10 protein-coding genes are annotated in these 15,536 nt (G+C 59.1%); 7 read left to right on the top strand and 3 right to left on the bottom strand.

What is annotated here, in order from left to right; all coding sequences use genetic code 11:
- Positions 1–350 precede the first annotated feature (350 nt).
- Positions 351–2,234, bottom strand: a complete 1,884-nt coding sequence (locus VF629_RS09370; protein WP_331058212.1) for an ABC transporter ATP-binding protein — start codon at positions 2,232–2,234, stop codon at positions 351–353.
- Between the two features lie 293 nt (positions 2,235–2,527).
- Here VF629_RS09370 and VF629_RS09365 point away from each other — a divergent pair, with 293 nt between their 5' ends.
- From VF629_RS09365 to VF629_RS09355, 3 genes are all read left to right on the top strand, one after another.
- Positions 2,528–3,514 (top strand): ATP-binding protein, encoded by a 987-nt coding sequence (locus tag VF629_RS09365; RefSeq protein ID WP_331058211.1) that lies wholly within the window; start codon positions 2,528–2,530, stop codon positions 3,512–3,514.
- Positions 3,507–6,221, top strand: coding sequence for a S8 family peptidase (locus VF629_RS09360; protein ID WP_331058210.1), 2,715 nt, complete (start codon positions 3,507–3,509; stop codon positions 6,219–6,221). Before VF629_RS09365 ends, VF629_RS09360 begins: the two co-directional genes overlap by 8 nt.
- Positions 6,222–6,759: 538 nt before the next feature.
- A complete protein-coding gene (locus tag VF629_RS09355; RefSeq protein ID WP_331058209.1) occupies positions 6,760–7,083 on the top strand; it encodes an NINE protein in 324 nt (107 codons plus the stop codon).
- Between the two features lie 95 nt (positions 7,084–7,178).
- Here the strand turns inward: VF629_RS09355 and VF629_RS09350 are convergent, their stop codons facing one another.
- Entirely contained in the window at positions 7,179–7,895 is a 717-nt protein-coding gene (locus tag VF629_RS09350) for a GAF domain-containing protein (RefSeq protein WP_331058208.1), read from the bottom strand.
- A 490-nt stretch (positions 7,896–8,385) separates the two neighbouring features.
- Between VF629_RS09350 and VF629_RS09345 the strand changes: the two genes are divergently transcribed.
- From VF629_RS09345 to VF629_RS09330, 4 genes are all read left to right on the top strand, one after another.
- On the top strand, positions 8,386–9,621 hold the full coding sequence (locus VF629_RS09345) for an MFS transporter (RefSeq protein ID WP_331058207.1): 1,236 nt from the start codon (positions 8,386–8,388) through the stop codon (positions 9,619–9,621).
- Between the two features lie 116 nt (positions 9,622–9,737).
- Complete coding sequence (locus VF629_RS09340; protein ID WP_331058206.1) at positions 9,738–10,157, top strand: hypothetical protein; 420 nt, start codon at positions 9,738–9,740, stop codon at positions 10,155–10,157.
- Positions 10,046–11,077, top strand: coding sequence for a hypothetical protein (locus VF629_RS09335; protein ID WP_331058205.1), 1,032 nt, complete (start codon positions 10,046–10,048; stop codon positions 11,075–11,077). Before VF629_RS09340 ends, VF629_RS09335 begins: the two co-directional genes overlap by 112 nt.
- 30 nt (positions 11,078–11,107) lie before the next feature.
- Complete coding sequence (locus tag VF629_RS09330) at positions 11,108–13,057, top strand: DUF3857 domain-containing protein (RefSeq protein ID WP_331058204.1); 1,950 nt, start codon at positions 11,108–11,110, stop codon at positions 13,055–13,057.
- A 196-nt stretch (positions 13,058–13,253) separates the two neighbouring features.
- Here VF629_RS09330 and VF629_RS09325 read toward each other — a convergent pair whose 3' ends face one another.
- Positions 13,254–15,491: a xanthine dehydrogenase family protein molybdopterin-binding subunit gene (locus VF629_RS09325; protein WP_331058203.1), complete on the bottom strand. Its 2,238-nt coding sequence runs from the start codon at positions 15,489–15,491 to the stop codon at positions 13,254–13,256.
- Between the last annotated feature and the right edge of the window lie 45 nt (positions 15,492–15,536).

Raw genomic sequence — 15,536 nt, 5'->3', positions numbered from 1 at the left:
ACTGTTCGAGTTACGAAAAGAAAGGCGCTGAAGGTCTAAGAGTCAGGCAGAAAAATTTGTATTCGTCAGATTATTTGTCAGAAAAATGCCCTAGTGCTCACCCACGTCACCTTGCGGGCCCAATTGGGCGCTTTGGTTCGGCAGGTTGCCGCTGAAAAGGAAGCGCCCGGCGGAGCAAACGCATACGCCACGGCTCCCGCTGTCGCCCGCCGCAATGCGTGCCCTGGGCGGCGCCAGGCAGGCGCCCGCACCCTGAGAGTGGGCCCGAAGTAAGCATGGCGAGTAACTCATCAGTCTCAGCAAGGGTATGGGCTGCCTAAGTTACGCAAACCCGTCTGATATCCAAACGGCTAGCGGTAGCCCGCCGCTTGCAGGGCAAACAGTTCGGCGTAGCGGCCGCCCTTGGCCAGCAGGGCGTCGTGGGCGCCGATTTCCACGAAGTGCCCGTTTTCGATGACCAGGATGCGGTCGGCCATGCGCACGGTGCTGAAGCGGTGGCTGATGAGGACCGCAGTTTTCCCTTTTGTTAATTCGGCAAAACGCTGGAACACCTCGTGCTCGGCGCGGGCGTCGAGGGCGGCGGTGGGCTCGTCGAGGATGAGCAGTTGGGCGTCGCGCATGTAGGCCCGGCCGAGGGCAATTTTCTGCCACTCGCCGCCGCTCAGGTCCACGCCGCCGTTGAAGCGCCGGCCTATCATCTGGTCGTAGCCGCCGGGCAGCTTCGCAATGACGGAGTCGGCCAGGCTTTGCTGGGCGGCGGTTTCGATGCGGGACTGGTTCTGGCGCTCCTCAATGCGGCCCACGGCCAGGTTCTGGCCCGCCGGCAGCTGGAAGCGCACAAAATCCTGAAAGATGACACCGATTTCCTGGCGCAGCTCGGCGGGGTCGTACTCGCGCAAATCGTGGCCGTCGAGCAGGATGCGGCCTTCGGTGGGGTCGTACAACCGCGCCAACAGCTTGACCAGCGTGGTTTTGCCCGCTCCGTTTTCCCCCACCAAAGCTAATTTCTCGCCCGCTTCTAGTTTGAAACTCAAGTCACGAATGGCCCATTTTGTGCCATTTTTGTACTGAAACCCGACGTTTTCAAACTCAAAACCCTGCTGAATTGGTCGGGGGAATGGCCGCGCTGTTTCGCCCTTCACTTCCTGCCGCACAATGTGGGGCCGCAGCGCAAAGAAGTCGAAAAAATCCTGGAGGTACAAGGCCCCATCGGCCACGGAGCTAAAGCGACTGAGAATGCCTTCGAGCAGTGCGCGCAGCCGCGCAAACGAGCCGGCCAGGAAAGTGAGCTGGCCCAGCGAGATGCTGCCGGACACGGTGCGGGCGATGATGTAGACGTAGGCGCCGTAGTAGCCGGCCGCGCCGATGCCGGCGAAGAGCGCGCCCCAGCCGGCGCGGCGCAGCACGAGGCTTTTGTTTTGGCGGTAGAAATCGTCGGAGAGCACGCGGAAGCGGTCGATGAGGAAACTGGAGAGGCCGAAAATCTTGACTTCTTTGGCGGTTTCGTCGGAGGCGCCGGTTTGGCGGAGGTAGTCGAGCTCGCGGCGCTCGGGCGTCCAGGAGTGCGAGAGGGAGTAGCTGCGCTCGTTGAAGTGCGACTCGCCTAGAAAGGCGGGCACCACGGCCAGCAGCAGCAGCGCCAGCAGCCAGGGCTGGAAAGCCACCAGCCCGCCGGCCAGCAGCACGAGCGTGACGGCGTCCTGGCCCTGGGCCAGCACCTGGCTCATGAGCACGGTGCGGGAGAGGGTTTGGCGGCGGGCGCGCTCCAGCTTGTCGTAAAAGGTGCTGTCTTCGAACTGGTCGAGGTCGAGCTCAGCGGCGTGCTCCATGAGGCGGATGGACGACTGGTTGGCGAACAAGTCACCGAGCAGCGAGTCGAGCAGGGCCACGCCGCGGCCCAGGGCATCGGCCAGCAGCACCAGGCCGAACTCCAGGGCCACGAGGGTGAGCACGGGCGTGAGGACCCGCTCGAGGGCGGGCAGCCGGGTGAGGCCCACCACGGCGTCAATAATCAGCTTGCCGACGTAAAGCGTGGCCAGCGGCAAAAAGGCCCGCACGAGGCGCAGCACGATGTTGGCCAGGGCCAACCGGGGGCTGGTGGCCCAGATGAGTTTCAGGAAGGCAGGCAGGTGGCGCAGGGCCGATACCCGCTCGCGCACGCTCACGGCGGGCTGGTCGGGGCCGCGCCGGCCGTTGGGGTTTTTGGCGGAGATGGATTTTAGGAATTCAAACATTGCCAGGGAGATGGCAAAGTTGGGGCCGGGGGTAGGAGGCGGCCGTTTTGGCAGGGGGTGTGGTGCAAGGCGCTATATTGCGGCACCCACGATACATTTTGAATAGTGCATCATATCAAATAAATGGAATACATTGTCTTACTGCGCATTGGCAACACCGGGTCAAATTGATTAACTTTACTATTATAGTTAGCCTTTAAGAAAGCTTAGATTCACAAGGCTGCCCAAAATATTAGCAAAGTATCTTAAGAGGTTTTGGCTGGTAGCCCCCAGCCATACTTCCCCTATGTCAAATGGCACGCGCAGACCTCCTACTAAAACTCGTTAAAGCTGGGCTTTCCGGCGATACCAGCATGACGAAAAAAGTCGTTGAAGCTGTTATCGCCGAAGAGCGAGTCAAGCAACACAACGTCATTGCTAATCAACTCGAAGAGGCTCTTAAAACAACCCAAACCAGCCTTGCTCCTACATCTAGCCGCTCAGTAACCCCTATTCTATATGACAAAATAGAAAGTTTTTTATATTCAGTAACGCCCAATAAGCCCCTCAGTCACCTTGTTCTAGACAAGTTCGTGTGTAGCTCCATTCAGGAGTTTGTCACCGAATACTCACGAGCCGATGTGTTGCGGTCTTACAATCTGGAACCTCGCAACCGGGTGTTATTGGTAGGCGAACCGGGCAATGGCAAAACTTCTATTGCTGAAGTGCTTGCCACTGAACTGATGTTACCAATGTTTGTCATACGCTACGACGGCATAATTGGCAGCTATTTGGGCGAAACAGCCAGTCGCTTAGAGAAAATGTTCAACTTCATCAAGACTCAACAGTGTGTGCTGTTCTTTGATGAATTTGATGCAATTGGCAAAGAACGGGGCGACCAACACGAAACCGGCGAAATCAAGCGCGTAGTCAGTTCACTACTCTTGCAGATAGATAAGCTTCCGAGCTACGTCGTGATTGTAGCAGCTACGAATCACTCCGAACTTCTTGATAAGGCAGTATGGCGTCGTTTCCAAGTAAAGCTCAGAGTAGACAAGCCGGATAAGGAGTTGATTCGTGATTGGCTCAACAAGTTTGAGACAGACTTCGGACACAAACTCCCCACGCCAAAAGACAAGGTTGTTGGTGACCTACATGGCCTAAGCTTTGCTGAAATAGAAGAATTTGGTCTGTCCATAAGGCGGCGCTTTGCCTTAGCGATACCAGGACCCAATCTGCGTGATATTATGGCCTTTTCCTTACAAGAAGTAGAAAATAAAAAAACTTTCACTAATGTCTAAAAAACCCGTTCTCTTCTTTCCCCAGGCTACCGATGCGGATTACACCAAAGGAGGTTCACCACCCATTGATAAAACCAAAGTAAACCCCGGTAAACAAGGAAAAAAATTCAAAAATGATTGGGATAAAACACTTGCGGAGTTTACTAATTTCCATTTAGCAAATGACATAGAAGACAGTGTACCCGAAATGGTATTGGTGCTAGAGCTAAGAAGTACAGTAGATGAATTTTATAAATCAGTTAAGCAAACAGAAGAACTTCAGTTCCTTGCCTATGAGTTTGATTTTACTCCAACCATTGTAGAAAATGCTGCCAACGAGGACGAGGATGGCCTAGACCCCGAGTATCCAAGCTCAAGCCGTGTTTTTCTCACCCTCCAGAACGAGGCCAGCATGCAGAAAATCCTCTCGCTTTGGAAAGACTATACAGAGAAGCGGGATTTTGAATTTGGTACAAGCCAGTTCAAGCAGCTGTTTAAGCTCCTGACGGGTGTTCGCCTCTATAGTGTCGAGGACAGACTACGTGATACAGGTTTCCGGGAACATGTGGCTGAAATGGTAGCATTAACAAATTCGCCAGTCTTAGCTGAGGTTGAACTGCTATTTATCACAAAGAAGCATACTCCTGCTCCCAAGCTCAAGAAAGACGGTACTTATTCCCGTACGTCAACGACTGAGCAAGACGACTTAGAAAGAACTGATGCCGTTTATCAGCGTTTCAAAAGCCTGGTCGAGCGTAACGGGGGGCGAGTACTTACAGACTCCTATTGTCTCATTCCTGAAATCCATTATCACGCAGTAGCAGCTGAACTTCCTCTTGAACTTCTTTACGATTTAACAAATAACACCGAAGTAGAGCTTTTAAAAGCACCCGAAGTCATTTTCTTTCGTCCGCTAGGGCAGAGCCTTTGGCCAGGCCACCCAGATGAAGAAGATGCTGAACCGGTAGAGGGCCAAGAACCTGAAAGTGCTCCTGCTCCACGATACGAAGAACCAATCGCAGCGCTGCTAGATGGATTGCCAATCCAAAATCATTCAGCTGTTGCAGGCCGATTGACTATTGATATTGATGGAGTAAACGAAGCACTATACCCAGCTGACCAGCGATACCATGGCACCGCTATGGCATCACTTATCACACGGGGCGATTTGAGCGACGCATCAGCAGAGCCGCTTCATAACACACTATACGTAAGGCCTATTATGGTTCTGGAACCAGGCTTTACCAGTCCGATAGAACAGATGCCATCTAAGATGCTGCCCGTTGACGTTATTCATCGGGCAGTAAAGAGGTTGTTCGAAGGCGAGGGCGAAGTTTCAGCCGTTGCTCCTAGCGTAAAAATCATCAATCTTTCTATTGGTGATATTTCCCGCCCATTTCACCAGAGTTTGAGCGCCTGGGCTCGGCTATTGGATTGGTTATCCTGTAAGTACGATGTACTTTTCATCATCAGCGCGGGTAACGTCCTTGCGAACATCGAACTTCCTGTACCAGTAGTAGACTTTGACCGTGCTAGCCCAGAGGAACGAGAGTTGATGGTGCTTGACTACATCATTTCTGACAATATCAATCGGAAAGTACTCACCCCATCGGAGGCTATAAACGCTATTACCGTAGGGGCAGCCCAAACGGACGCAGGTCCTGATGCCATTGAATCTGACCGTTACATTCTCGTGCTCGACAAGCATTTAATGAGTCCCATCAGTCGCATTGGGTTTGGTTATCGTGGCTCTATAAAGCCTGATATTTTAGTATCTGGCGGAAGAAAGTGCTATAAAAAGCACATGAATCAGCCTAACCCAGCTGCAACAACACTTCTTTTGTTAGAAAATCTGAAGTTCGCCCACAGACCTCCAGGGATTAGCGTGGCAATCCCAGGTCAATCTGGTTCATTATCCAGTGTTGGTTACCAATGGGGCACAAGCAGTGCAACAGCATTAGCTACACGGCTAGCTTGCCAATTGCACGAAATGCTCGACGGTATCAATATGGATAGAGGAATCCAAGAAGAGATTCCACATGAGTATTATGCAGTACTTATCAAATCACTACTTGTGCATGGAGCCAGTTGGCAACAAAGTAGCGACCTCTTGCATAGTATCGTAAAGTATAAACCCGGCGTACCTCCAAAATTTATCAAAAAGCATATTTCTCCTTATCTAGGATACGGGGTTGTTGATGACCAGCGCGTACTGTCTTGCACAGATAATCGAGTCACCCTATTGGGTTGGGGTGAATTAGAGACGGAACACGCTCATGAGTTTGTTTTCCCATTACCAGAAGCGCTTGACAGAGCCACTGTTGAGAGACGACTTACAATCACTCTCGCATGGATTTCTCCCACTAACTGGCAGTCTCGCCAGTATAGGCAAGCACGGCTTTATATAGACAATATTACTGGTGACAACTATGTACCGAAGGGCGAACAGTTGACATTGGAGAGAAAAGGGATAGATTGGAAAACTACACGTCGAGGTACTGTCCAACATGACATTCTCGTTGGCTCTCAAGCTGACCCATATATAAATGGCGGAGAGTTGATAATCAAAATTGACTGCCGTAAAGATGCTCCTGGTCTCAACAGCAAAGACACTATTCGTTACGGGTTGGCAGTTACGCTTGAGGTGAATGAAAATACCGGAGTGAAGATTTACGAAGAAATCAAGCAAAAGCTTGCTGTCCTAAATCCCATCAGACCTAGACCTTAATTTTCCAAACCACGAATGTGTGGTACGCTATGCAAGTTTCATTTGCAGTATCCCCAAAGAAGCCCTTGCCCCACCAGCGGCTGGGGCTTCTTCCTGTCACAGCCCACCGGTGGCTCGGGCGCGGGCGATGCGCTGGTGCGGGCCGTGGCAGCCGACCTTCTGGTGGTGTGCGGCCCCGCCAAGCTAAACGCGGGTGCATGGGTGTCCTGGCCTAAATTATCGAGTTAGCTGGGCACACCCAAAGTCCGCAGGACTGATATCTGCTCGCGCATGCTTACCAGCGGTTTTTACCGAAAGAGGGACGCTTGACAGAGATGATTTTCAGGATATTACGCATTGCGCAGGCTGGGGCAAGGGTGGGGCCGGAAGTGCGGAAGCCGCCGTTTTGACAGAAGCAATAGTTCTACGGGATGGCCGCCCCGGACTCAGGCCCCGCCGTACTGCTATATTCGGCGCCCCGGGCAACCCAGTGGCTTGGCGCTGACGCACTGCCCGGCCACTGGCGCCCCCGACTTCTCACCCCTTTTTCTTCCTCTGCATGAAAGACAGAATCGCCGCCATTTTCATTGCTTTCTTCCTCGGCAGCTTCGGAGGCCAATATTTTTACCTGGGCAAAACCGGTCGGGGCGTCGCCTGCCTACTGCTCTGCTGGACGTTTATTCCGTCCCTCATCGGCTTTTACCATACCATCATTTGGCTGATGATGTCCGATGAGGCATTCAATGCGGAGTACAACGAGGGCTGGGCCCCCACTCGCAGCGCCAACGTGAGCGACGAGCTGGCCAAGCTGTTCATTTTAAAAGAAAAAGGCGCCATCACCGAGCAGGAGTACAACGCCCGAAAGGCTCAATTACTGGGATAAGCCCTTAACGAGAGCAAGGCAAAAGACTTGAATGCAGCGCCAAACGGCAGCAGTCAGGCTCAAAGACGCCCCGCTTTCTTACCTGAAAACGGGATTTACGGAGTCAACAGGGTGATTTGCTCCATGAGCACGGCAATGACCCGCGCAATTTCATCCCGGGTGGATTCCCGGTACGAGTCGGCGGCTTCGCTGTGCTCCTGCTCTTCCCAGCTGGCCAGGGCGGCCAGGGTTTCGATGCGCTGCACCGAGGATTCGATGCGCTCGTACACGCTGGCCCACAACTGCTGGTTCCAGGTGGGCTGCTGCAAGAGGTGCATTCGCAGGTCCAGCAGGCGCATGACCACGGCGCCGAGTTGCTCAAGCAGGTCGCCTTCCTGCGGCGTGAACAAGCGCGCCCGGTAGTCAATCACGCAGAGCACGCCCAGCGGAAAGCCGTCTTTGGTGCGCAAGGTGGTGCCGGCGTAAAAGCCCAACTTCATGTCGCGCACCAAGCCGGGGTTAATCAGGTCGCAGGGGCGGTTGTGCAAGTCGGAATACACGCTAACGCCTTCCTCAAGCATCGCCACCGAGCACAGGGTTTCCCAGCGGTTGACGCGGTCCAGGGCGGGGTCGAGGCCGTAGTTGAGCCCAAACCGAACCGTTTCTTCTTCCACAAACGCAATGATGCCGATGGGCACGTTAAACAGCTTTGCCGCCAGGCGAACGAGCTCCGTGAAGGTCTCGTCCTGCATGGTGTTGAGGAGCTGATAAGGCCGCAATGCTTGCAACCGCTGACTTTCGTTGAGCGGGAGAATGTTGGACAAGCCTAGCATGAATTCGGTATAAGGAGAATGAGCTAAGGTAGTGCAAGCGGCAGCGCCCATGCACCCCAGGCCCAGCGAAAGCATGGTTATTGTAGGCCAACACCACCTGTGCCACAGCGGAGTACTGAGTTAAGGTTGGGCTTTTCCACCTGCCCAAACCAGGGCAACCGGGCTCGCGGAACCCTGCTGTTTCGGAGTTGCACTCCGAAAATGGGCTGATGAGGACGTGCAGTTCCCAACGCCTGAACGATACCTTGCCCGCCACGCGGAGTTGTACTCCGCAACAGCTACAGTTCCGGAGTACAACTCCGAAACAGCACAGCAGCTACAGTTCCGGAGTACAACTACGAAACAGCACAGAGGTGCAACTCCGAAACAGCACAGGGCAACCACGCAGAGCATTCCGAAGGAAAATCCGGCTCCCGTCTTCTTGAAACGGCTGCTAATTCGAGTCCGTAGCGGCCAAACCGGCCCATTATTTCCGACCTTTGCGGCATCCATGGCCTCTTCCGCTCCCCGCACCTACTCCGTCGGCTTCTGGCTGATGTGCCTGTCGTCGTTCCTGTTTTTCCTCAGCTTCAACCTGCTGCTGCCCGAGCTGCCCGACCACCTCACCCGGCTGGGCGGCGGCGAGTACAAGGGCTACATCATTGCCCTGTTTACGCTCACGGCGGCCATTTCGCGGCCGTTTTCGGGCAAGCTGGCCGACACCGTGGGCCGCATTCCGGTGATGGTCTTTGGCTCGTTGGTGTGCTTTGTGTGCGGGTTTTTCTACCCCTGGGCGCTCACCGTCACGGGGTTTCTCACGCTGCGGCTGCTGCACGGCTTCAGCACCGGCTTCAAGCCCACGGGCACGGCCGCGTTCATCGCCGACATCGTGCCCGTGGACCGGCGCGGCGAAGCCATGGGCCTGCTCGGGGTGACGGGCGCGCTGGGCATGGCCTTCGGGCCGGCGTTTGGGTCGTGGCTGGCCCAGACGTTTTCCCTCAACACCATGTTCTACTGGTCCAGTGCCACGGCGCTGCTCTCGCTGCTGGTGCAGGGCACCCTCACCGAAACCCTGCCCAAAGCCCAGCGCCAGCGCTTCAGCCTGTCGCTGCTGAAGCTGAAGTGGAACGAGGTGCTGGAGCCCGCCGTGCTGCCGGCCGCGCTGGTTACCGGCCTGTGCCTGTTTCCCTACGGAGCGGTGCTCACCGTGGTGCCCGACCAAAGCCGCCTGCTGGGGCTGGATGGCCCCACCAAAGGATTGTTTTACGTCTTTTTCACAGTGGCCTCGCTGGCCATTCGGCTGCTGGCGGGCAAGGTGTCCGACGTGCACGGACGGGTGCCGGTGCTGCGCTGGTCCACCCTGATTCTGGCCGCGGGACTGGCGCTGCTGGTGTGGTCGCCGTCGGTGGGGTGGTTTCTGGCGGCGGCCGTGGTGTTTGGCGTGGGGGCCGGGCTGAATTCGCCCTCGCTCTACGCCTGGACCATCGACCTGAGCCACCCCGAGCACCGGGGCCGCGCCGTGGCCACCATGTACATTGCCCTCGAAGTGGGCATTGGCCTGGGCGCCCTGCTGGCGGGCTGGATATTCTCCAACCTGCCCGCCCGGCTGCCCTACGTGCACGGCCTGAGCCTGCTCTGCGTGCTGGTGGCGGTGGCGTATTTGTTTAGCCTGAAGGCCAGCGGCCCGGTGCCGGTTTCCGCCGCGCACGAGCCCGCCCCGCAGCCCTCGGCCGAAGAGGTGGTGTAGCCACAAACCGCCGCCGCAGCACAGCTGAAAATAAATATCTTAATCATGGATGGGCAATGAATTCGGTCTTCTAATTTTAGGGTTCGGAGGACCGTCTACCCCCTTCTTTTTTGCTGATGCACGCCCTTTACCTGCTGCGCCACTGGCGGCAGATGCTTCCCCTGGTTCTTGGTGCCTGCCTGGCCGCAACCAGCGCGCACGCCCAACCGAAGAACCTGCCCGACCCCATTAAATTCGGCCAGGTTGACAACAAAGACCTGACCGCCGCGGCCGCGGTGCTCTGCGACTACGGCATCACGCGCCTGGAAGGCCACGGGGAAGGATTTCAGGTGGTGTTCGAGCGCGTCACGCGCATCTTCCTGAAGGACCAGATGAAGGCCCTGGCCGCGCTGCACCCCGACCCGGCCGCCCGCGGCGCGGCGCCGTGCGCCAGCTCATCATGGCCAGCGTGCGCTATAACGGCACCAACCGCTATTCCAGCGAGGTGTCGCTGCGCAAGGCCTACGACGCGCACCGCGGCACCGCGGCCGACGTGAACCTGCTGCTCATCGCCGCCCTGCGCGACGCCGGCCTCCCCGCCCACCCCGTGCTGCTCAGCACCCGCAGCCACGGCCGCATCAACCAGGCCATGCCCCTGCTCAGCAAGTTCAACTACGTGGTGGCGCTGGTGCCGCTGGCCGACGGCAAAGAGCTGCTGGTGGACGCCACCGAGCCCCTACTGCCCTGTGGCGTGCTCCCCGAGCGCTGCCTCAACCAAACCGGCCGCTTGGTAATGAAAAACACGGCCGAGAGCCGCTGGGTCAACTTGGCCCCCACCCAGCGCAACGTGCACTACCGGCAAATCAACCTGACCTTGGACGCCCAGGGCGGCCTCTCGGGCAAGGTGCACGAAGAGCACGGCGGCTACGCGGGCGTAGAAGCGCGCAAAGAGCTGGCCCGCCTGGGCGAGAAAAAATACCTGGCCGAGCTGGCCCGCCCCCACAGCGGCTGGACCGTGCCCAAGTTTGCGGTGTCGGAGCGCGAGAACGTGGCCAAGCCCCTGGCCATGGACTACGAGTTCGCCCAAGCGGCCGACGACAACAGCACGGCCAGCACACTGTACCTGAGCCCGCTCCGGGAATTCAGCAGCGACCAAAACCCCTTCCGGCACGACGACCGGCTGTTCCCCGTTGACTTCGGGGCCGCGCAGGAAGAAACCACGATGGTGAACCTGACCCTGCCCGCCGGCTACGAGATGGCCGAAACGCCCAAGCCCGCGATAATCGACCTGCCCAATAACGGCGGCCGCTTCATCTACAACGTGAGCGGCGCCACGCCGGGCGAAGTGCAGCTCACCAGCCGCCTCAACCTGCGCAACACCATGTACCAGGCCGAAGAATACGCGCATCTGCGCGAGTTCTACCGGCTGATGCTGGAAAAGCAGGCGGAGAAGCTGGTGATAAAAAAGAAGGCGTAGGTGCTCTCCCAGCGTTTTTTCATTGACTGCATGAAAGCATTGTTCCCCCTCCTTGCCGCGCTTCCGTTGAGCGGCTTTCTGTGGCTGCCCTCGGCGGCACCCCAGCCCAAGTACGCGGTGGCCGACATCCCGGCGGCCTTGCGCGAAGGGGCGCACGCCGTGCTGCGGGCCGACGACGAAGTCGTGACCGTGAAGTCGGCCGGGCGTTTGGTGCACACCGTGCACCGGGTGGTGACCGTGCTCGACCCCGCCGGCGATGACTTCGGCCAGCACGCGGTGCACTACGACGCCCTCAACACCCTGAGCTACCTGCGCGGCGCCGTGTACGACGCCGACGGGCGCTTGCTGCACCAATTGCGGGCCGCTGAAATCCACGACCAGGGCATGGGCGACGCGGGCGGCAGCATCATGACGGACATTCGGGTGCGCTACGCCGATTTGCGCCAGCCCCAGGGCCCTTACACCGTGGAATTCGACTACGAGATTGTGTCGGACAACACGCTGTTTTATCCGGAGTGGCAGCCGCAGGAGGAAGAAGGCCTGGCCGTGCAAACCGCCACGCTCCGCGTAACCGTGCCCACTGCGCTGCCCCTGCGCTACCAGGAGCGGCAGCTTCCCGCCGGCACCGCGGTGGCCCGCACCACGGCCGGCAGCCAGGAAACCTACGCCTGGCAATTGGCCAACCTGCCCGCCGTAGAAGAGGAAGAAGCGGCCCCGCCCCTGAGCGAGCTGACGCCCTCAGTGACCATGGCCCCCGGCACGTTTGAAGTGCAGGGCCACAAGGGCGCCGCCACCACTTGGCAGAGCTTCGGCCAGTGGAACTACGACCTGAACGCCGGCCGCGACCAACTGCCTCCCGCCACGCTGGCCAAGGTAGCCGCCCTGGTAAAAGACGCCCCCGATGCCCGCGCCCGCGCCCGGCGGGTATACGAAATGCTGCAAGGCAGCACGCGCTACATCTCGGTGCAGCTGGGCCTGGGCGGCTGGCAGACGTTTCCGGCCAGCACCGTGGCCAGCAGCGGCTACGGCGACTGCAAGGCCCTAAGCAACTACACCAAAGCCCTGCTGGCCGCGGCCGGCGTGCCCGCTTACATGGCCCTGGTGGGCGCCGGGGCCGGCCACGCCGACGTGCGCGCCGACTTCCCCAGCTCCCAGTTCAACCATGCCATTTTGTGCGTGCCGCTGCCCAAAGCCGGCCGGCCCGACACGCTCTGGCTGGAGTGCACCAGCCAAACGGAGTCCTTCGGCTACATGGGCAGCTTCACGGGCAACCGGCACGCGCTGTTGCTCACGCCCGAAGGCGGCAAGCTGGTGGCCACGCTCCGCTACGGCGCGGCCGAAAACCGCCAGGAACGCCGCATCGACGTGTACCTGGACGCCACGGGCGGCGCCACGGCCACGGCTCGCACCCTGCGCACCGGCCAGGAGCAGGACCTCTACGCCCACCTGCTGCACGAGATGGGGCCCGTAGAGCAAAAGAAATACGTGACCGACCGCCTCAAGCTGCCCACCTTCACCCTCACCAAATTCAACCTGGCCGCGGCACCTGCTAGCCCAACACCCGCCGTGGTCGAAACCTTGGGCCTGACCCTGCCGGGCTTTGCGGCGCCGAGCGGCAAGCGGGTGTTCATCACGCCCAACCTGTTGAGCCGCTTGCCGGCGCTGCCAGCACAGGTGGGGGAGCGGCAGGCGGCCCTGTGGCTGCCCCGCGCCAGCACGCACGCCGACACAGTGCGCCTGCATCTGCCGGCCGGTTTCCGGCCCGAAAGCCTTCCGACTGCCGTGCAGCTCAACACGGCTTACGGCACCTACGCCAGCCAGTACACCTCCTTGCCCGACGGCACGGTGCTCTACACGCGGCGCCTGGAGTTGAAGCGCGGCCGAATGCCGCGCACAGCTTATACCGGCTACGTCGACTTCCGTCGCAAAATCAGCGCCGCCGACAAAGCCCAAGTGGTGCTCCTGAAAACGGAGAGTTAAGCCAACAAGTGGCGCGAGCAACGCCCTCACCAGTTTTTTGCGGCGAAGAATAAAAAGGGAAGGGGTACAATTCGCTAAATTGTACCCCTTCCCTTTTTATTCTTCCTTCTCATCGCAAGGCGCTCTCTTCCGGTAAGAGGTGCCGTGCCCGGCCGGCGTGAAATGCCACCGTCGGGCCGGAGTTCAACTCACCGCCTTACACCAGCTTGTCCGGTGTGATGGGCAGCTCGCGCACGCGCTTGCCGGTGGCGTTGAACACGGCGTTGACAATGGCCGGGGCCACGCCGATGATGGCAATTTCGCCGATGCCTTTCGTGCCCAAGGCATTCACATACGGGTCGGGCTGGTTCACGAAGAAAACGTCCACGGCGGGCGCGTCGGCGTGCACGGGCACGTGGTATTCGGCCAGGTCTTTGGTGACGTAGCGGCCGTAGCGGTCGTCGATGATGGCATGCTCCATCAGGGCCATGCCGATGCCGCCCACGGCACCGCCCTTCATCTGGTTGCCGGCCGTTTTCTGGTTGACAATGGTACCGGCGTCGGCACAGGAAACGAGCTTGCTCACCCGCACCTCGCCCGTGAGCGGGTTCACCCGCACCTCGGCAAAGTGCACCGAAAACGAGTACATGGAGTAGTTCTTGTTGTTGTCGCCGTTGGGTTTGGCTTCCACCGTCACGAAGCCGCCATCGGCCTGCTTGAGCAAGTCGGCGTAGGTAGCACGGGCGCTGGGGTTACCATTCAAGCTCAGGTGGTTGTCAGCAAAAACCACGTCTTCTTGCTTGGCCGCCGCGAAGGCCGCATTGCTGGCGCCGGCCATGGTGCGCAGCTTCTCTTTCAAGGCCATGCAGGCTTCCTGCACGGCCGGGCCCACCGTATTCACGATGGCCGAGCCGCCCTGGGTAGGGGCCGGCGCAAACAGCGTGCTGCCCCACTCGAACTTGATTTTCTCGGGCGGCAGGCCCAGCGTGTCGGCTGCAATTTGGGTCATGGCCGTGCCAGTGCCGGGCCCGATGTCGGTCACGGCGCTTTGCAGCACCACGGTGCCGTTGGGCAGCAGCCGCACGTTGGCTTGCGAGGCGCCGCGGTGCGCCCCGAAGGTGCCCACGCCCATGCCGTAGCCCACCAGCCACTCGCCGTCGCGCAGGCTGCCGGGCTTCAGCTGGCGCTTGTTCCAGCCAATGCGCTCGGCACCCGCCTGGTAGCATTCCTTCAGGAATTTGCTCGACCAAGGCTTGCCGTTTTCGGGGTCCTTGTCGGTGTAGTTGCGCAGGCGAAACTCCATCGGGTCGATGTTCAGCAGGTGGGCCATTTCGTCCATAGCCGACTCCAGGGCAAACGCGCCGGTGGCTTCGCCGGGGCCGCGCATCCAAATGGGCGTGCTCACGTCGAGGGCCGCCAGGCGGTAGCGGGTGTTTACGTTGGGCGCGGTGTACATCATGCGCGTCTGCTGCACCGTCGATTCGGTGAACTCTTCGTAGCTCGACGTCTGGCCGGTGGCTTCGTGGGTGATGGCCGTGATTTTGCCGTCGGGCGTGGCGCTCATCCCAATTTTCTGCCAGGTGTGCGGGCGGTAGCCCACCATGGTGGTCATCTGCTCGCGGGTGAGCACCAGCTTCACCGGCCGGTTCACCTTTTTGGCCGCAATGACGGCCGCCGACTCGTGCGGCCAGCTGTGCAGCGCGTTGCCGAAGGCTCCGCCCACGAACGTGGCAATCACCTTCACGTTTTCTTCGGGCAGGTTCCACTCCTTCGCAAAGTCGCGGCGCGTGGCCATGGTGCCCTGCGTTTTGTCGTATAGCGTCAGGCGGTCGGGTGCCTCCCAGTGTGCCACAATGGACTGCAGCTCTATGGGGTGGTGGACCTCCGTGGGGATGATGTACTCCGACTCAAATTTCACCGCGCCAGTTTTGTAGGCGTCGGCGATACCGCGCACGTAGTCGGCCACGCCCGACTTGGGGTTGCGCTTGGCCTGGGTGGGCACGAACGCCTGCTGCATGCCCACGGCCATGTCGGTCACGTGCTTTTCCTGGTCGTACTGCGTTTTCACCAGCCGGGCGGCGTAGCGGGCGCGCTCCAGGGTGTCGGCCACCACCACGGCAATGGGCTGGTCGTTGAAGCGAACCTTGTCGTCGTTAAATACTTTGAGGCGCCCGCCCACGGTTTGGGGCTGCGAGGGGTCTTTGCCCGTGGGCACGAAGCCCGGCACTTTGGGCGAGTTGAGGTGGGTGATGACGGCCAGCACGCCGGGCGATTTTTCGGCGGCGCGGGCGTCGATGCTTTTGATGCGGCCCTTGGCAATGGTGCTGCCCACCACCACGGCGTAGCTCATGTTGGGCAGCTCATATTCGGCCGAATACGTGGCGGCGCCCGTCACCTTAAGGTGGCCGTCCACCCGGTTCAACGTGCTGCCGATTTGCTTGCTTAGTGGTTTCATAATGAAGTTAAATCTATCGGCCCGTCATGCAGAGCGCAGCGAAGC

It is taken from the genome of Hymenobacter sp. (assembly GCF_036388155.1).
GTDB lineage: Bacteria > Bacteroidota > Bacteroidia > Cytophagales > Hymenobacteraceae > Hymenobacter.
Note: the sequence above shows the minus strand (reverse complement) of the source record. Positions and strands in the feature narration are given on the sequence as shown.